This is a genomic window from Pseudozobellia thermophila, from assembly GCF_900141855.1.
GTDB lineage: Bacteria > Bacteroidota > Bacteroidia > Flavobacteriales > Flavobacteriaceae > Pseudozobellia > Pseudozobellia thermophila.
In genome coordinates this window covers 57,675-76,215 of sequence record NZ_FQYU01000007.1, presented here as the reverse complement: position 1 = coordinate 76,215, position 18,541 = coordinate 57,675, and the positions used below count along the sequence as shown (strand labels likewise).

Genomic DNA, 18,541 nt, shown 5'->3' with positions numbered 1-18,541 from the left:
TTACTACGCAAATTTTGGACATGGGCTATATAATCAGGGGTAATTTGAGCGCATCACTTTTCCCGGACATTCGGGAGTCGGTCAGTAATGTAGAGGTCTTGATCTATTTAAAAAATGGGCAAAATAGGTCGAAAGGCAAATTAAAATCCAAATTGCGCCCATTGTCGCGAAAGGAAATTGCCAAAAGGGAAAATCTTGTTATCGGCAAGGCCCAGACCGATGCAAAAGGCAATTACGAGGTAGAACTTAATGCGCTTTACCAAGACGAGCCGATAACTATTGACGTAAGACTGTCGAAAGTACCATGCCAAAAAACAACCAGGCACAAGCCCCTTCAATTCAATCTTGCTTGTTTGAAGCCTATTTGGCATCGGCGTGGCCATGATTATACCTACAGTTACAGTTACAATTTTTCCTTCGAAAACTGGTACCGCATACGAAGGGTCTTCGATGCATGGACGATTTGTGGGGTAGTAAAATATAAGGGAAGGGAAGAAGCCGGACTTTCCGGACTTGTCGTAACGGCCATGGACGTCGATTGGGTACAGGATGATCTTATCGGACGGGGGACCACCGACGATAGGGGATGTTTTAGGGTCGATTACGACAGTTCCGACTTTAAAAAAACCTTTCTGTCGCCCTTGGTGAATATAGAGACACCCATTACCGCCATTCCCGGACCGGGACTGTATTTTAGGGTAGAATCGGCAGACGGCACCGTTCTTTATGAAGAGGATCGGTCTATCGGACATACAAGTGGCAGAAAAAACGTAGCCCACTGTTTTTTTGTTGAACTAAGTCTCCAGTACGCTTCCCATAAAGTTGTTGAGCCATAGATTTCAAATAATCTGTACTTTTTGACCAATAACGATTATCTTCTTTCCGGGAAATTGTATTTTGGTCATCGTCTAGTGTCGTTTAAGTATCTTCAAGTGAAACCTATGCCAGAAAATAGTATAAAAAGGAATATATCCTTAACCGGGTCGGAAGCGTTTACGAATATTCGATTGGGCGAACCCATGCGTTATGCCGCGGGAAAATTAGGAGTAAAGGAAGCCCTTAAACACGGTTTTAAGGAAATGGGCATTGTTCGCTCTATGCGGGCCCTGTTGGAAATGAACCAGGAAGACGGTTTTGATTGCCCCAGTTGTGCATGGCCCAACCCCGAGTCCCCTTCAACCGTTGCCGAATATTGCGAAAACGGGGCCAAGGCCCTGGCCGATGAGGCGACCAACCATAAAATCGATAGGCATTTCTTTAAGAAACATTCTGTAGAAGAACTGTCCCAACTGACCGATTATCAATTGAACAAATTTGGCCGTCTGACCGAGCCCATGGTCCTTCGTCCGGGAAAGGTACATTACGAGCCGATTTCTTGGCCGGAAGCCTATGAACTGATTTCGGGGGAACTGCGCCAATTGGACCACCCCGATGAGGCTATTTTCTACACTTCCGGGCGATCAAGTAACGAGGCCGCCTATCTATATGGAATGTTCGCCAGGGCCTTTGGTACCAACAACATGCCCGATTGTTCCAATATGTGCCACGAATCGAGCGGAGTGGCCCTTTCGGAAACCCTGGGTATCGGCAAAGGGTCGGTCAAGCTAGAAGACCTGTACCATGCCGAAGTGGTTATCGTCGCCGGTCAAAACCCGGGGACCAACCACCCTAGAATGCTCTCGGCCTTGGAAAAATGCAAAAAAAACGGCGGAAAGGTAATCAGCGTGAATCCTTTGGAGGAGGCCGGTCTTGTAAACTTCAAAAATCCACAACATCTAAGCGGTTGGTTGGGTCCGGGTGAAAACATGGCCGATCTGCATCTTCCCGTAAGAATCAACCAAGATGTTCCCCTGGTCAAATTGATTCTCAAAAGATTGGCCCAACTTGACAAACAGGGTAAAAACGTATTCGACCATGAATTTATAGCCCAATACGTCGATGGGTACGAAGGCTTGCTTGCCGATTTGGAGAAATACAGGGAAGAAGACCTCCTTTCAAGATGTGGGGTGCCCGAAGGATTGATCGATAAAACGGTCGACTTGTTGGCCGCCAAAAGCAACATCGTGGTTTGCTGGGCCATGGGCCTTACCCAACATAAGAATGGTGTGGAGAACATTAGGGAGTATGTAAACCTTTTGTTGCTCAAGGGGGCCGTAGGCAAACCGAATGCCGGTACATGCCCTGTACGCGGGCATAGCAATGTACAAGGAGATCGCAGTGTGGGCATTATGCACTACGTTGACGAAAAACTGAACCGGCGAATTGAAAAGCACCTCGGGTTTGTGCCCCCGTCGAACGAGGGGGTAGATACCGTAGGGGCCATTAAGGCCATGTACGAGGGCAGGGGAAAGGTCTTTGTCTGTCTTGGCGGTAATTTTTTGATGGCCGCCAACGATACGGCGTATACGGCCCAGGCCTTGCAAAATTGCTCCTTGACGGTACAAATAAGCACGAAACTGAACCGGTCCCATTTGGTAACCGGCACGACCGCCCTGTTGTTGCCTACCTTTGGTCGTTCTGAAAAGGACTTGAAGAACGGTAAGTTGCGTTACCTCACCATGGAGGACAGTATGGGAAGGGTCAGGCAATCGAGGGGATTGTTGAAACCCGCATCCGATACCATAAAGAGCGAACCCGAACTGATCGCCGAATTGGCGCACACTTATTTTAACGGTCAACATGCCGTCGATTGGAAGGCCATGGGCGAAGATTATGATTTGATCCGCGAAAGCATCGACAAGGTGGTGAAGGGATTCGACAACACAAGCGAACGTTCAAAAGGTATTGGGTACTACCTGCCCAATAATGTAAGGGAGCTCGATTTTAGCATGCTTCCCAAGGGAAAGGCACAGTTGACGATAAACGGCCTGCCCGAAGACAACCTCGGAGAGGATGAGTTTTTGTTGATGACCATCAGGTCGCACGACCAGTTCAATACCACCATCTATGGCCTCGATGATCGCTACCGCGGGGTTTATAACGAAAGGCGGGTACTCTTCATGAATCCCGAGGACATGAAAGCGCTGACACTTCAACGACTCGATGTGGTAAACATCCACAGCCATTACGACGGTATAAAAAGAACGGCCCGCAGATTTTTAGTGGTTCCGTACAACATTCCCCAAGGGAATTTGGCGGCCTATTTCCCTGAGACGAATATGCTGGTTCCCTATAACCACTATGCCGATAGAAGCAAGACGCCAATAAGCAAATCGGTACGGGTCACCGTGGAGAAGGACCAATAGGGGAACGGCACGAAAAACCCCCGTAGTGCATCCATCCACTACGGGGGTAAAACAACTAACCAACCTAAAAACTGTTTTTTAATATCTTCGTGTACTTCTTGAAGAAGAGGACCTGTTAGCGGAACTGCTTCTTTGGTTTGGAGCCTTCCGTACCTTTCTTTGGGTAGACGAACTTCTCGTGGCAACGCTTCCGCTTTTGCTCCTTGAACTACTTTGTCGTACCGACGAATTTCCCGCCGTTCGCTTTCTTGGTGTATTATAGTTCTTCGTTGTTCGCGTCACCGTTCTTTTGGTTACGGTATTGCCGCGTGGAGATGCAACGGTCGTAGACTTTCGGGTAACGGTACGAGAGCTGTTGGCCTTTATGGTGCTGTTTCGCGTACTGCTTCTTTGGGCCACGCCGCGTTTGGCATTGCCGGAACTTCTACTGACATCGGTTCTACGTGAGGCATTCGAACGGGCAATATTGTTTTTGGTGCGGTCTGCCCTTATATTGCTGTTTCGAATAGGGGTATTGCTTCTCGAAGCTACCGACCGATTGTTTCTAACCGGACTTTTGCGAACGGCTACCCGCTTGTCGTTTCTGTAAATTTTGGCGCGCTCCCTTCGAACCTGGTTGTATTTATGGGGCTTGCCTATTTGGGCATAAGCCCTTCTTTTATTGTACCTATAGGGTCTATGATAGGTATATCGAATAGGTCGATAGTACCTTCTATAAGGTTTGTGGAATACAAGGCGGAAGCCCAATGCCGGCCTGACGAACAGTGAATGGAAGGGCCTGAACACATAATGTCTGTTATAAATATTGATATAGCCGGTATGGTAATCGTAGAAGCCCCTTCGGTTATAGAAAACGGTCATACCCCCTAAGCGGTATACCCTACCATTGTTATACCTGATGTCTACACTGCCAATTTGGGTGACACGGCCATAATAATCGTAGAATATCGGAACGTTCTCTACTTGGATTACGGCACCATAATCGTCGTATTGCGCATACGGACTATAATCAAAGCCCGAGTTAAAGGTTATTCCGTTTCTTCGTCCGCTAACATAAGAGTCGATATAAAAGTCGAATTCGCCATCGGGATATACCGAGAACGTAATGCCATTCTCGACAAAAATAAAAGCGTCGTTGTATCTATAAGCATTGCGTTCTGCAACCTTATCTTCCGTACTTGTGGCCCATGCACCCGAGGTGCCCATAACCAAGGCCGAAAAAAGGAGTACTAATTTTTTCATGATATAAGGTTTAAATTCCCGAATGCAACTATTTACATTCATTGGGAAATAAACAAACAACGTGCCAAAAAAAGGAAGCAAGGTTTAATTTACTGTAAATCAACATTTTAAATTGAAGGTTGTTTTGCGGGGAGACGTTGAAACGCTAAAAACGGTTCGGGCAGGCGCCTCGTTTTTAGACCTGGACAAAAGAAATTAAGGCCCGTCTTCGAAATGCAGGCGAAGGGGCGAAAGGAAAAATACCGTAACCTTGTTCAGAGTTTTTCGGCCAGGTATTTGGCGGTAAAGGAACCTTCTGATTTTATGATTTCCTCGGGAGTGCCCGAAGCCAATACATTACCTCCGTTTTCACCTCCTTCGGGGCCGAGATCGATAATGTAATCGGCACATTTGATCAATTCGATATTGTGCTCGATGACCACTACGGAATGCCCCTTTGAAATAAGGGCGTCAAAAGACTTTAAGAGCTTTTTTATATCGTGAAAATGCAGGCCGGTCGTAGGCTCGTCAAAAATAAACAGGGCCTTGTCCTTCGTGGCGCCCTTTACCAGAAACGAAGCGAGCTTTATGCGCTGTGCCTCGCCCCCCGAGAGGGTCGAAGACGATTGCCCCAAGGTTACATAGCCCAGGCCGACATCTTGCAAGGGTTTTAGCTTGTTGGTAATCTTGGTCTCTTTGTGGGTTTCGAAAAAGGCTATGGCATCATCGATGGTCATGTTCAGAACATCGTCAATATTGGCATCGTTGAACTTTACTTCCAATACTTCCTTTTTAAACCGTTTGCCCCCGCAGGCGTCGCATTCCAGATGGACATCGGCCATAAACTGCATCTCTACGGTAATTTCGCCCTCTCCCTTACATTTTTCACATCGCCCCCCATCTACGTTAAAAGAGAAATGCTTGGGTTGATAGGCCCTGATCTTGCTCAATTTTTGTGTGGCGTAGAGGTTTCGTATATCGTCGTAGGCCTTGATGTAGGTGACGGGATTGGAACGCGACGACCTGCCAATGGGGTTTTGGTCGACGAATTCGACGTGTTTGATCGACTTGTACTTGCCCTCGACCTTGGTAAACTGTCCGGCCTTTTCGCCATAACCTCCTACTTCCTTTAAGATAATGGGGTAGAGCAGTTTTTTGACCAAGGTGCTTTTGCCGCTTCCGGAAACTCCCGTAACCACGGTAAGCATGTTCAAGGGAAACCTGACGTCAATATTCTTAAGGTTGTTCTCCCTTGCACCGATAATTTCAATATAGTTGGGCGATGTCCGTCTTTTTTTGGGAACGGCTATTTCCTTGGAGCCATTGAGATAGCTGGCGGTCAGGGATTTGGATTTTAGGACTTGGGGCAGGGGCCCGCATGCCACTACCTCACCGCCATGGGTACCCGCCTCGGGGCCGATGTCGATTACCTGGTCGGCGGCTTTCATAATATCCTCATCGTGTTCTACCACAATTACCGTATTGCCAAGGTCGCGTAGGGATTTTAGGACCTCGACGAGGTTTTCGGTGTCTTTCGGATGCAGTCCTATACTGGGCTCATCGAGAATATACATGCTACCCACCAAACTACTGCCCAATGAAGTGGCCAAGTTGATGCGTTGGCTTTCACCGCCTGAAAGCGAGTTCGATTTACGGTTGAGGGTCAGATAACTCAATCCGACCTTGAACAAAAAACCGAGTCGGGTATTGATTTCCTTAAGAAGACGGGAAGCTATTTGCTCATCGTGCGGGTCGAGCGAGAGGTCCTTGAAAAAAGGTATAAGCCGTTGAATGGGCAATTCCACCAAATCGGAAATGCTTTTACCAGCGATCTTTACATAATCGGTTTCCTTTCGAAGACGCCTGCCCTTGCAAAGGCTACATTTGGTTTTGCCCCGATACCGGGAGAGCATTACCCGGTTCTGGATCTTATAGCTTTTTTCCTCGAGCATGGCAAAGAACTTGTGCAGGCCTATAAAATGCGCGTTGCCTTCCCAGACCAATTGGCGCTGCGCCTCGGAAAGCTCAAACCAGGGTTTATGGATGGGGAAATCGAATTTATAGGCCGAATTGATCAACTGGTCGCGATACCAGCCCATACTTTCGCCCCGCCAGGGCGATATGGCGTTCTCGTATACCGAGAGGGCCGTATTGGGCACGACCAAATCTTCATCGATACCTATTACATCGCCGTATCCCTCACAATTGGGGCAGGCACCGTAGGGGTTGTTAAAGCTGAAAAGATGCACATTGGGTTCTAAGAACGATAGGCCATCAAGTTCAAATTTGTTGCTAAAACGGGTTTGTTTACCTGTTTCGAGTTCTTCGATGATACACGCCCCTTTTCCTTCAAAGAACGCCGTGTCTATGGCATTGGCCAAGCGGTGGTAGAAATCCTCGTCGTCTTTTACGACAACACGGTCTACCACCAGGTCGAATTCCCTGGAGATATCTTCCGGCGCGGCATCGATACGCAAAACCGCACCGTTGTACTTTATACGGGCATAGCCTTGTTTCGATAGTAGCTGCAACGATTTAAGGGGGTCCCGGTTTTCATCGATTTTTATAGGGGCCAGTAACAAGAGCTTTGTGCCCTCACCATAGGTTTTGACATGGCGAACCACATCGGTCACCGAGTCTTTTTTTACCTCCTTCCCCGAAATAGGGGAATAGGTCTTGCCGATACGGGCAAAAAGCAATTTAAGATAATCGTATATCTCGGTGGTGGTCCCGACCGTCGAGCGGGGGTTGGTCGAGTTTACCTTCTGTTCGATGGCTATGGCCGGGGCTATGCCCTTTATGTAATCGACCTTGGGTTTGTCGAGTTTTCCCAAAAATTGTCGGGCATAGGAAGAAAGGCTTTCGACATACCGGCGCTGCCCCTCGGCGTAGAGGGTGTCGAAGGCCAAGGTGGACTTGCCCGATCCGGATAATCCGGTGATTACCACGAGTTTATTGCGGGGGATGATAACATCGATATTCTTGAGATTGTGCAACTTTGCACCCTTTATAATGATGTTCTCCTTTGGATTGACCTCTAGTTCTACTGCCATTTTCAAATATCTTTTGCAAAGATACGATGAACCATATTAAAAATAATATCGTATACTAGGTATGTAAGGGTTAAAATGGCTCATAGAAGATTATTTTATGAACCATTTAATTTTTTCTATATTTGATACTAACTAAATGTTAATACGCCTATAGCATAAAAAATTACTTTTTAAAATTTAGAACGATCGACTACGGCTCCTTTCCCATGGATGGGATGCATGGTTTTAAAAAAAAAGTAATAGCTATGGATGTACAACTCGAAGATTCCCTTCTGGTAAAAAGATATATTGCCGGTGACGAAAAGGCACTGGAAATACTGATCGACAAGCACAATCAAAGACTGAGCAGTTTTATTTACTCAAAGGTCAACAGCCGGGACATTACCGAAGATATTTTTCAGGATACCTTTATTAAGGTAATAAAGACCCTAAGAAAGGGGTCTTACAACGAAGAAGGCAAGTTCTTGCCCTGGGTCATGCGTATAGCCCATAACCTTATTATAGACCATTATCGAAAAAGTAGCCGAATGCCCATGTTCAACGGGGCGGACAGTTTTGATATCTTTTCCCTTATGGGGGATGACAAGTTGAACGTCGAACGCCAGATCATAAAAGACCAAATTGATTCCGACCTTGGGGTCTTGGTCAATGAACTGCCTGCCGACCAGAAGGAAGTACTGATAATGCGTATTTACAGGGATATGAGTTTTAAGGAAATATCGGAAAATACCGGGGTAAGTATAAACACGGCCTTGGGACGTATGCGCTACGCCTTGATCAACCTTCGTAAGATCATAGAGCGGAACAATATTGTTTTAACGAATTAATAGGCGGTAGGTCGAGCTTATTCATTATATTTATATCGGTAGCGTTATTATCGTGAAACAATACTGATATAAATATGGGAAAAATCTACTCTGCGGAACAAAGTAAGAACTATAATTATAAGGTAAGTGATTCAACGGTAAAGTTTTTGTTGGATTATTCCAAGGCCTTGGATGTTATGGAGGCCGAAGGAATAAAATTTGAATCGAACTTGAATTAAGTACGTTTAGAAACTTTAATAAGGTAAGGCCCTGGTGTATACACCGGGGCTTTTTTTTGGGGGTATGGTGCCGGGCTTGGCCGTCATAGGCGGCCAAAAAAATGGATAAGTCCCTTTTCTACCTACTGGCTTATGGCGTAAAGCCTTGTATTCAAACGGTTTTCCGATTTCAACGCATATGTTCTGGTTTTATTTTGTTGAAAACAGAAAAAGTAGGTTTTCACATCATAAACTGGCAGTTTGACAACAATGTTTTTTCTGCGAGACCCAATCTTTCTAGTTTTATGTCAGAATTAAAAAGGTACTCTTGTAAGACGATCCGAAACATTAACTAAATGACCTCAAATCTTAACAAAAAATCTACACGTATGAACCTACAGACCGAAGACTCAATATTAGTAAGAGATTACATCGCCGGAGATGAAAAAGCCTTGGAGATACTGATCAACCGCCATAACCAAAGGATTACGAGTTTTATTTATTCAAAGGTATTGGATAAGGACATTACCGAAGACATTTTTCAAGACACCTTTATCAAGGTCATCAGAACCTTGAAAAAAGGTACCTATAGTGAAGAGGGTAAATTTTTACCTTGGGTGATGCGTATTGCGCATAACCTGATCATCGATCATTTTAGAAAGAACAAAAGGATGCCGATGTTCGAAGGCAACGACGATTTCAATATTTTTTCGGTAATCGGCGACGATAAGTTAAATGCGGAAAAGCAATTGATCAAAGATCAGATCAATTCAGACCTTAGGCACTTGGTAGAAGAACTTCCCGATGACCAAAAAGAAGTTTTGGTGATGCGGATCTATAGGGATATGAGTTTTAAGGAAATCTCTGAAAATACGGGAGTTAGCATCAATACGGCTCTAGGAAGAATGCGCTATGCGCTCATTAACCTTCGCAAGATCATCGAAAAGAACAATATCGTCTTGACGAACTAGACAGGCGGGTTTAACCCCTATAACAATATTTCATATGTAGTTGCGTTATCCTAGTATAACTATGCTACTATTATGGAAAAAATCTACTCTGACAACCTAGAAAGAGGTGAAATCGTAAAAATCAGTTCTGAAACGATCCAATTTTTATTGGGGTTCTCCAAGCAGTTACATGTGGTTGAATATAAAAAGCTTCAATTCGAGAACAGTTTAAATTAAAAAGCAAAAAGTCCTTGTTTAACGGGACTTTTTTGCTTTAAGGTACTCTTCTATCACTTTTTTTCTTCCTATGGTCTTGGTAATTATATCTCGATCTAAGTCCCACCCCCTAGCCGGCGAATATTCCCGACCGTACCAAATAATTTGAAGGTGCAGGTCGTTCCACAGGTTTTTAGGGAACAGTCTTTTGGCATCCTTTTCGGTCTGTACCACATTTTTTCCGTTCGAAAATCCCCATCGGTACATCAAACGATGAATATGCGTATCTACTGGAAATGCGGGAATACCGAATGCCTGCGATACGACAACACTGGCCGTTTTATGGCCTACGGCAGGAAGTTCTTCCAATGATTTGAGGTCGGCAGGAACCTGACCATCGTATTTTTCGATCAATATTTTTGAAAGTCCGTGAATACCCTTCGATTTCATCGGCGATAGCCCAACGGGCTTTATGATTTCGCGGATTTCCTCGACCGATAATTTTACCATATCGTAAGGGTTGTCGGCCCGGGCAAAGAGCAAGGGGGTTATTTGATTGACCCTGACATCGGTACTTTGGGCCGACATAAGTACGGCGATCAACAGGGTATAGGGATCTTTGTGGTCCAATGGGACGGGAATTTCAGGATAAAGCTCCTGTAATGTCTTTATGGTAAAGTCAACCTTTTCGGCTTTAGTCATTTTTTACTTAGTTTCGTTTTGGAATTATGAAGAGTACGAATTTAATTTAAAAATAATTAGCGATATGTTGAAAGTAGGAGATCGGGTTCCTGAGTTTTTGTCAAAAGACCAAGACGGAACAATTATTAAACTATCAGATTACAAGGGGCAGAAACTGATCGTCTTTTTCTATCCAAAGGCGAATACGCCGGGGTGTACGGCCGAGGCATGTAACCTGCGCGATAACTTTAACGCCCTGAAAGCAGCTGGCTACGAGCTTTTGGGCGTAAGCGCGGATTCGGGAAAAAAGCAATCGAACTTTAAGGACAAGTACGATTTGCCTTTTCCGCTCTTGGCCGATGAAGACCACACGGTCATCAATGCCTTTGGTGTTTGGGGCCCTAAAAAATTTATGGGAAAGGAGTACGAAGGTATTATCAGGACTACTTTTATTATCGACGAGGAAGGTGTAGTGGAACGGGTAATCGATAAGGTGAAGACCAAAGACCACGCCGCCCAGATATTGGATTAATCGGGGAGGGGCCCAAAACATAAAAATCCCGGACGCAGGTCCGGGATTTTTTGTCTTTCGGCATGGGCCCTTAGGTCTTGCTATCCTCGTTTTTGAGCAATTTACGTGTAAAAAGGTTCTTTTCCTTGATCGTATCGGCAATACCCTTGGGCAACATATTTTCCCATCCCTTTTCGTTGTTGATGATTTTTTTGAGTACGTCCCGCGAAAAAATGTGCATGATCTCGGGGTCGTAGTCGATAATGTCCATAACCTTGCCATTGTATTTGAAGAACTTGTAAAGTTCCTTCATTCTCGGGTGTACCTTTACGTTGTTGCTCGTCATAATCTGGCCCGTTTCCGGATTTTTCATCGGGTAAAGGTATACCTGTAGTTCCTTGAAGAACAATTTACCGAAGGCCTCCAAGATACCCCCGCTAAGGTGTCGGTAATATTTTTCGTCAAAAATATCCACCAAATTGTTCACGCCCATGGTCAGGCCTATCTTGGCCTTCGTATAGTTGTTCAGGTACTCGACCAGTTTGTAGTACTCCTGAAACTTGGATATCATTACCGTATGGCCCAGGGCACAGAGTAATTCGGCCCGATCCATAAAATCCTGTTCGTCGATTTCGCCCGAGGCCTTGAGGTTCGAGAGGGTAATTTCAAAAATTACGATGGTATTGTCTTGATCAACGGCCTGGTCCCTTATAAAGATGTCGTACGATTTATGGAACATATCCATATTAACCTTGGTCACGGGACGAAAGCTTCCCCTCAGCGCCAAGATGTTCTTTTTGTAAAGTATGGCCGCGGGCAACAAGTTATTGCCATCGGGGCCGAACATAACCGCATCGGTCATGTCGTTACGGATTAATTGAAGGCTCATCAACCTATTGTCGACCTCCTTAAAATTAGGGCCCGAAAAGTTGATCATGTCGATCTCCAAGGTATCCTTATCGATATGGTCGTATAGGTATTTGAGCATTTTTCGGGGCTTGTGGTACTTGTAAAAGGCCCCATAGATGAGGTTTACCCCCAAAATGCCCAAGGTTTCCTGTTGAAGGCGTGCTTCGTTCTGCTTGAATCGAATGTGCAGTACGATCTCGTCAAATTCCTTTTGGTGCGGATCCAGTTGAAACCGGATACCTACCCATCCATGGCCCTTGTAGCGCTTTGAAAAGTCTATGGTCGCTACCGTATTGGCATAGGCAAAGAACAGCCGGTCGGGGTGTCTTTCCCTGCTGATGCGTTCTTCCATGAGCTGCATTTCGTGGGAGAGCATTTTCTTTAGGCGCGATTGGGTGACGTACCGTCCGTCGGTCTCGATGCCATATACGGCATCGCTAAAGTCTTTATCGTAGGCGCTCATTGCCTTTGCAATGGTTCCCGAGGCGCCACCGGACCGAAAAAAATGCCTTGCAGTTTCCTGGCCCGCGCCTATCTCGGCAAAGGTACCGTAAATATCAGGGTTCAGGTTGATCCTTAAAGTTTTAGCCTTGATTGAGGGAATGTTTTCAAAGGAGGTGTCCCTTTTTAGAACTGAAGCCATTTTAACAAATTTGATGAGAGCAAAGTTAACAAGTTCGGGTAATCTATTAAATTATTTAGTTATAAATTTGAGCGCGCATGAAAGAGCCATTAAAAATCACTTTTTTGGGTACGGGCACTTCCCAAGGAGTCCCTGTAATAGGCAGTAACCATCCGGTATGCTTGAGCAAGGACCCAAGGGACAACAGGCTTCGGGTCTCTATTATGATTTCTTGGGAGGGCTACAATTACGTGGTGGATTGCGGCCCCGATTTTAGGCAACAAATGCTGAGGCATCGGGTTACTCGATTGGACGGTATCCTTTTTACCCATGAACATGCCGACCATACCGCGGGTCTGGACGATATCAGGCCTTTTTTCTTCAGGCAGGGCGACATTCCCATTTTCGCGCACCAACGCGTGGCCGATTCCCTTCGCAAGCGTTTCGATTATATTTTTGCCGAAGCCAATCGTTATCCGGGTGCACCGGCCGTAGAGGTCAACATCGTCAAAAAAGACCGCCCTTTTAAAATTGGTGATATCGCGGCCATTCCTATTGAGGCCAACCACAACCGCATACAGGTATTCGGTTTTCGCCTTCTCGATTTTACCTATCTGACCGATGTCAAGACCATCGACGAGGCGGAAAAGGAAAAAATCTACGGAACAAAGGTATTGGTGGTCAATGCACTTCGCGAAGAGCCCCACCATTCGCATTTCAATTTGGAGGAAGCCCTGGGGTTTATCGATGACATCAAGCCCGAGCGTGCTTATTTGACCCATATCAGCCATCTTTTGGGGTTTCACGAAGAGGTCGAAAAAAAATTGCCCGACGGTGTACATTTAGCCTACGATAATCTCGTTATAGAAGTATAATCAATACCCTACTTGTTTATGAAAAGTAAGATTGTTCTTTACCTGTTCATTTTTATGTCGATGATATGCCTTTATTTGTTCGTTAGTAATGGAAAAATGGCCAAGTCAAAGGACGCCAGGATCGCCCAGCTCGAGAATGAGGTGGAAGCATTGCAGGATTCGGTGCAGGACGCCCAGTTGAAAGTTCTTGAAATGCAGTACTTCTCCTTGGAGAACAATGATGATGCCTTGGCCTATTACGACCATTTGAAGCTCGACGACCCTTCAAGGTACATAGCCGACAAGTTGCTCGAGACCAACGAAAGCAAGGGCGATAACCCCCTTATACCTTATGAGGGGATGGAAAGCGATTTTAAGATCAACAAGATCAAGGTACTCAACCACAAATGGATATTGACCGACTTTTCGGATGGAAAGTATTGGGGAGAGTTACTCATAAAATACGAACTTAAGGACGATTTGGGGGTAGACTTTACCACTATCGACCATTTGTTGTACACTCGCAGCAATTAGGTACTTTGATTTCGGTGGAGGGCAAACCTACCTACCAACCTACCTACCTGGCCTCAAGTTTAAAACCTGTCGTTCAGCCATTTGTTGAACGAATGAAAGTTTTGGGGCGATACGCCGTGTCCGACAGGAAATTCTTCGTATACATGTTCGATGCCCAATTGTTTAAGTAATTCGGGTGCCCGCTGGGCCCATTCGGGGGGTATGACCTGGTCGACCTGCCCATGTGAGGCGTAGATCTTTAGGTGCCCGTGGTCCCTATCTTTATAGTTTTCACTTAAAATCGACTCGTTGATATAGCCGCTCAGGGCGATTAGGTTCTTAATTTTGTCGGGATACGACAAGGCTACCGCATAACCCAAGATGGTACCTTGGCTAAAACCCAAGAGGCTTACCCTGTTTTGGTCAAGGCCGTACGTTGCGCAGGCCTCGTCTATAAAATGGACTATTTTGTCCCTCGAATCCCTTGCCTGGTCGTCGTCGCTCCATTTGCCCTGCTGGGCATCAAAGTTAATCGCGTACCACGCATAGCCATACGGTTCCAGGGGGTAGGGCGCGCGTACCGATATAATGCATAGGGCTTTAGGGAGCTCAGGAGCAAAGGAAAACAGGTCTTCCTCATTGCTGCCGTAACCGTGAAACATGAACAACACGGGCGGTTTGCCTTCTTCCGACGAAGAGGGCCTGATGATGTGTTCCAATGATAGGGGAGCGGTGGTCATTGTCGGATATGGGTTTAAAAATTATATTTTCGATTCGCTGGTCACTACGGGGTTGAAAACGGCATGGGATCGTCCGATTCGTTCCAAACATGGCCGGCTCAACTTATAAATGTAAACCATTTTTGAAAATAAGGCCCTAAAACGGGAAGGGACTGGTATTTTTCCGATAGGGCGCCAAAAAAGCCATAAAACCACAAAATGGAATAGCATAGCATGAGGCCAAAGAAAGAATACAGATTGCCCCAGTTGCTCGAAAGAATGCCGAAGGCAATGAAGAGCAGGTGGAGACCGAAGGCCTGTCTGGTGTGAAACCGGGCAAACTCGTTTTTTTGTTCGGCGTTCATGCTCATGGCGATCAGGGCCCCTACAATGGTGAAATAGGCTGTAATGGCAGCGGTTTTACCTTCTTTAACAGTGCTCATAAGATCAAATTTAACTCCTCGGGTTTCTTGTGCAAGGTATAACTTTTGGGTTTGTCATGGGTCAGATTTCAATGGAACCGATGACCGGGAGCGGTTCGGCCTTTCCGTTGACCGCATTGACTATGCCCATTATCATCAAAGCCAAGAGAAGGAAGCCGATAATCGTACTAATGATGCCCAATGCCGAAGGCAAAAACCATGAGAGCACCGAATTGGCGAGTCCCGCAATAACGATCCTCAACGATTGCCCGATATGGAACTTGGCAAATGCGTTTTGCTTGTCGCTGTTCATGATATAGGCCACAATGAGTCCGATAAAGGTAATATAACTGATGATCGCGATGGTCTTGCCTTGGTTTATGGTCGTCTGGTTCATGGGTTTGTTTTTATATTGTTTTTGTGTTAGCGTCTCAATTGTCCGTTACTTATCGATCCGTAGGCCCGGCCCTTTAACTTGCTTCCCAAAAACATACTGTTTTTTGAGGTAGATAGAATGTCGTCGGCACCAAAGGTATATTCGACATCGGGATTGAACAGGGCAAGGCAGGCCGGGGCCCCTTCCGCGATGGTAGGGGTGGCGATGCCAAACCTTTCCCTTCCCTTTATCAGCAAGTCAACGGCGGTCTCGGTGTCGAAAATTTGGTTCAATACGCCAAAGGCACTTTCAAGGCCAAGGCTTCCGTAGGCCGCGTTGTCGAATTCGACCCTTTTTTCTTCGATGTTCAATGGGGTATGGTCACTGGTAACAAAATCGATCGTACCCTCCTTTACCCCCTGGATCAAGGCCTTTACGTCATTGGCACCGCGTAAGGGCGGCATCACCTTGTATGAAGAATCGAAATCTTCCAAGGTTTCATCGGTATAAAATAGATTGTGAATGGCTACGCTACAGGTAACGTTCAATCCTTTTTTCTTGGCCTCGGCAATCAGTTTGACCGAGGTGGCCGTTGAAATGGTAGGTACGTGCAACTTGCCCCCTGCATACTCCAAAATAAAGAGGTCCCTTACCAATTGTAGTTCTTCCGACAATGCCGGAATACCTTTTAGGCCCAATCGGGTCGATACCTCACCCTCGTTTACGATGCCCTTTCCGGCAATTTTCGCATCCAAGGGAAATGAACAGATCAATCCGTCAAAATTCTGGCTGTATTGCAGGGCTATCTTAAGGAGGTTGGAGTTTTGAAGCGGACTTTTATAGTCGTAGAAACCGACGGCCCCGGAATTTTTCATATCGAATAGCTCGGCGAGGTCGACACCCTCCGATTTGATCGTTAAGCTTCCTAAGGGGTATAAGTTGGTGACTTGGCCCCTTGCGGCGTTTTTTAAGAAGACGATATCGGAACTGCTGTCGGGTACGGGATGTGCGTTCGGGTTGAGGACAATATCGGTAAATCCGCTTTTTGCGGCGGTGGAAAGTCCGTTCGCTATGGTCTCCCGCTCCTCGAAGCCCGGTTCGCCGAAGCTGACACTGCTGTCGAACCACCCAAGGGATACGTGAAGGTTGTCGAGCTCGACGGTCTCCGTTTCGGGTTCGGCGGATAGGTTGGGGGCGATTTTGGCAATGTTGCCGTTCTTTATAAGAATATCTCTGGTCTTTAAATGAAGATCTTTTTGGGTTTCATCAATTATTTTGGCCGATTTTAAAAGAATGTTCATTTAAAAAGTTTTTGAATAAGTATTTCCACCATTAGCAAAATCAACGCTAAAATAGCAAACCATTTCCAAAGCTCCGTAACCCTATTGTCGTTTTCCATACTTTGAAATAGGGAAGGGAGGGATGTGCTGTGGTTAACGCCCACAATATCACCTACATTTAGGTAACCCAGGTCACTTTCGTTTCGATCGTGGTTAAAACTCAAGTGTCCGATTATCTGCTTCCCGTCGGTGATGCCATAGATGCCATCTTCCATCAATTCATCGTTAAAGGTCATGCTTACCCTATGTGTCAGCAACTCCTGTAGGGGGATGAGCTCATAATTTTCCTTTTCCACCTTCAACACGCCGTCTTGGGTCAAATTAATGGGTACGTCTATGTGGGCGGGGCGCCCCAGCACATAATACAATTGGGGAATCTTTAAACTGTTGGTTCCTATATTGTAGAAAGTGGGTACGATCAAGGGCGCGTTTTGAAAATTGGAATAATCGGCGGATAGGGGGGAAGCAAAGAGGTAAAAACCTTCACCCGCGACTAAAAAGGGCTCATTGTCCTGAAAGGCAAGGGCTGCCGAGGCCTTCGACCTTAGTTTATAGTGTACCGAGCTAGTGGGGTACTGAAAATTTGAAATGGTCTTTTCGAACACGTTTCTAAAGAGCGGGTGCTCAAATGAAATATGCGTGATGTTCTTCCGGCCCCGGTTTACTTCGCCGAAGGCCGCCCCAAAACTTGAAGTAAGCAAATTGTAGGAATTCACGTCCGCATCGCCGGCCGGTATGATTGCCAAATGCCCCCCGTCTTCGATAAATGCCTTAAGGCTTGCCGTCAAAGGCGAAGGAATGCCGGGCAATTCGTTGAGAACGACCAGGTGCTGTTTTTCGATATCGCCATAATTGAGTGCGTTTAAGGTGACCGCGGTCAGTTCAAATTCATCCTCGGTGTAAATGCGGTGCAAAAAGGAATCGTTTTTAGGTCCAATTTCAAGTACCTTTATCTTTTCTTTCTCATCGATATTGAAATAGAGCCGGTTGTCATAGGACAGGCCGTTATCCGTAATCTCAAGGGTGCCCTTGAATACTTCTGAAGCGGGGATGGTAAAACTTACTTCCCCTTTTTTGTCGGTATTGAACTTTGCCGAACTCTTTGCCGTCAGTACTTGGTCGTTGTATAGGGATACGGGGGTACTTTCTATTTCGGTAGTGCTGGACAGGCTTACGGTCAGGTTCAGGTGATCATCGTTAAAGGACCGGAAAAAAACGGAATCGATGGCGATGTTTTCCATGGTCTGGGGACGTAATTCTACAAAGTGTCGGTTGATCGGCCCCAAGGAATCGACTTCGCCCGAATACATGGTTTCTTGAAAATCGGAAACGACGATCAGGTTCTTTTCGGTGGTGCCGTCCGAAGAGAAGAGCGAATGGGCCTTGAGGTAGATATCGTCCAGGCTCAATTGCTTGCCACTGTAGGCCAGGGCCAATAAATCGTTCTGGAGGTCTTCGATCTGGGTATTCCTAAAGGTTCGCGTATTGGTGAAAAGGGTGAACTTTTGGGACTTGGGGACCGATTGAATGAGTTGTTGAACGGCATTTTGAAGCAGTGACGTTCCCTCGCTTTTCATTTGCATGCTAAAGGAGTCGTCTAGATAGATAACGGCTTCCTTCTGTTTTAGGGCTTCTTTTTTTGCGAAAAAAGGTTGGGCGAAGGCCAATACGATTGCAGCGAGCAAGGCCAATCTGGTAAACAGGAGCAACCATTTTTTGAGGGCCTTGCTTCGCCTTGATTCCACTACCACTTTTTTCAAAAACTTTACGTTCGTAAACGGTGTCTTCTTAAAACGCCGCAATTGGAAAAGATGGATAATAATGGGAATCAGGAGTAGAAATAAAGCCCAAAGAAGTTCTGGATATTTAAACTGCATTTCCTGGA

Annotated in this window: 17 protein-coding genes; 8 read left to right on the top strand and 9 right to left on the bottom strand. The window is 45.9% G+C overall.

Annotated elements, in window-relative coordinates; all coding sequences use genetic code 11:
* Positions 1-20 precede the first annotated feature (20 nt).
* Both BUB37_RS15970 and BUB37_RS15965 read left to right on the top strand, forming a co-directional pair.
* A complete protein-coding gene (locus BUB37_RS15970; protein WP_072994827.1) occupies positions 21-836 on the top strand; it encodes a hypothetical protein in 816 nt (271 codons plus the stop codon).
* Positions 837-941: 105 nt separating this feature from the next.
* The gene (locus BUB37_RS15965; RefSeq protein ID WP_072994933.1) at positions 942-3,245 is read left to right on the top strand and encodes an FdhF/YdeP family oxidoreductase; all 2,304 of its coding nucleotides are present in this window, start codon (positions 942-944) and stop codon (positions 3,243-3,245) included.
* 78 nt (positions 3,246-3,323) lie between these two features.
* On the opposite strand, the gene BUB37_RS15960 is transcribed toward BUB37_RS15965, so the two are convergent.
* Together BUB37_RS15960 and uvrA are read right to left on the bottom strand one after the other, a co-directional pair.
* Entirely contained in the window at positions 3,324-4,487 is a 1,164-nt protein-coding gene (locus BUB37_RS15960; RefSeq protein ID WP_072994932.1) for a hypothetical protein, read from the bottom strand.
* A gap of 254 nt (positions 4,488-4,741) precedes the next feature.
* Complete coding sequence (gene uvrA / locus BUB37_RS15955) at positions 4,742-7,519, bottom strand: excinuclease ABC subunit UvrA (protein ID WP_072994931.1); 2,778 nt, start codon at positions 7,517-7,519, stop codon at positions 4,742-4,744.
* Positions 7,520-7,764: 245 nt separating this feature from the next.
* On the opposite strand from uvrA, the gene BUB37_RS15950 reads away from it, so the two are divergent.
* The 3 genes from BUB37_RS15950 to BUB37_RS15945 all read left to right on the top strand — a co-directional run bounded on the left by BUB37_RS15950 (position 7,765) and on the right by BUB37_RS15945 (position 9,514).
* Positions 7,765-8,346: an RNA polymerase sigma factor gene (locus BUB37_RS15950; protein WP_072994930.1), complete on the top strand. Its 582-nt coding sequence runs from the start codon at positions 7,765-7,767 to the stop codon at positions 8,344-8,346.
* A 74-nt stretch (positions 8,347-8,420) separates the two neighbouring features.
* The gene (locus tag BUB37_RS21660; protein ID WP_170863181.1) at positions 8,421-8,564 is read left to right on the top strand and encodes a hypothetical protein; all 144 of its coding nucleotides are present in this window, start codon (positions 8,421-8,423) and stop codon (positions 8,562-8,564) included.
* Between the two features lie 368 nt (positions 8,565-8,932).
* A complete protein-coding gene (locus BUB37_RS15945) occupies positions 8,933-9,514 on the top strand; it encodes an RNA polymerase sigma factor (RefSeq protein ID WP_072994826.1) in 582 nt (193 codons plus the stop codon).
* A 234-nt stretch (positions 9,515-9,748) separates the two neighbouring features.
* Here BUB37_RS15945 and BUB37_RS15940 read toward each other — a convergent pair whose 3' ends face one another.
* Complete coding sequence (locus BUB37_RS15940; protein ID WP_072994825.1) at positions 9,749-10,411, bottom strand: endonuclease III domain-containing protein; 663 nt, start codon at positions 10,409-10,411, stop codon at positions 9,749-9,751.
* Positions 10,412-10,475: 64 nt separating this feature from the next.
* Here BUB37_RS15940 and bcp point away from each other — a divergent pair, with 64 nt between their 5' ends.
* Positions 10,476-10,922, top strand: a complete 447-nt coding sequence (gene bcp, locus BUB37_RS15935; RefSeq protein WP_072994929.1) for a thioredoxin-dependent thiol peroxidase — start codon at positions 10,476-10,478, stop codon at positions 10,920-10,922.
* Positions 10,923-10,992: 70 nt separating this feature from the next.
* On the opposite strand, the gene BUB37_RS15930 is transcribed toward bcp, so the two are convergent.
* Complete coding sequence (locus BUB37_RS15930; protein ID WP_072994824.1) at positions 10,993-12,453, bottom strand: nicotinate-nucleotide adenylyltransferase; 1,461 nt, start codon at positions 12,451-12,453, stop codon at positions 10,993-10,995.
* A gap of 77 nt (positions 12,454-12,530) precedes the next feature.
* On the opposite strand from BUB37_RS15930, the gene BUB37_RS15925 reads away from it, so the two are divergent.
* A complete protein-coding gene (locus BUB37_RS15925) occupies positions 12,531-13,307 on the top strand; it encodes an MBL fold metallo-hydrolase (RefSeq protein WP_072994823.1) in 777 nt (258 codons plus the stop codon).
* Positions 13,308-13,325: 18 nt separating this feature from the next.
* Positions 13,326-13,820: a hydrolase gene (locus BUB37_RS15920; protein ID WP_072994822.1), complete on the top strand. Its 495-nt coding sequence runs from the start codon at positions 13,326-13,328 to the stop codon at positions 13,818-13,820.
* 59 nt (positions 13,821-13,879) lie between these two features.
* Here BUB37_RS15920 and BUB37_RS15915 read toward each other — a convergent pair whose 3' ends face one another.
* The 5 genes from BUB37_RS15915 to BUB37_RS15895 form a co-directional block, all read right to left on the bottom strand.
* Positions 13,880-14,539, bottom strand: coding sequence for an alpha/beta hydrolase (locus BUB37_RS15915; RefSeq protein WP_072994821.1), 660 nt, complete (start codon positions 14,537-14,539; stop codon positions 13,880-13,882).
* A gap of 98 nt (positions 14,540-14,637) precedes the next feature.
* Complete coding sequence (locus tag BUB37_RS15910; RefSeq protein WP_072994820.1) at positions 14,638-14,961, bottom strand: hypothetical protein; 324 nt, start codon at positions 14,959-14,961, stop codon at positions 14,638-14,640.
* Positions 14,962-15,022: 61 nt separating this feature from the next.
* Positions 15,023-15,337 carry a hypothetical protein gene (locus BUB37_RS15905; RefSeq protein ID WP_072994819.1) on the bottom strand — a complete coding sequence of 105 codons (315 nt, stop codon included), beginning with the start codon at positions 15,335-15,337 and terminating at the stop codon, positions 15,023-15,025.
* Between the two features lie 26 nt (positions 15,338-15,363).
* Positions 15,364-16,617 (bottom strand): dihydroorotase, encoded by a 1,254-nt coding sequence (locus BUB37_RS15900; RefSeq protein WP_072994818.1) that lies wholly within the window; start codon positions 16,615-16,617, stop codon positions 15,364-15,366.
* Entirely contained in the window at positions 16,614-18,533 is a 1,920-nt protein-coding gene (locus tag BUB37_RS15895; RefSeq protein ID WP_072994928.1) for a BatA domain-containing protein, read from the bottom strand. The genes BUB37_RS15900 and BUB37_RS15895 overlap by 4 nt, the downstream gene beginning before the upstream one ends.
* Positions 18,534-18,541: the final 8 nt, after the last annotated feature.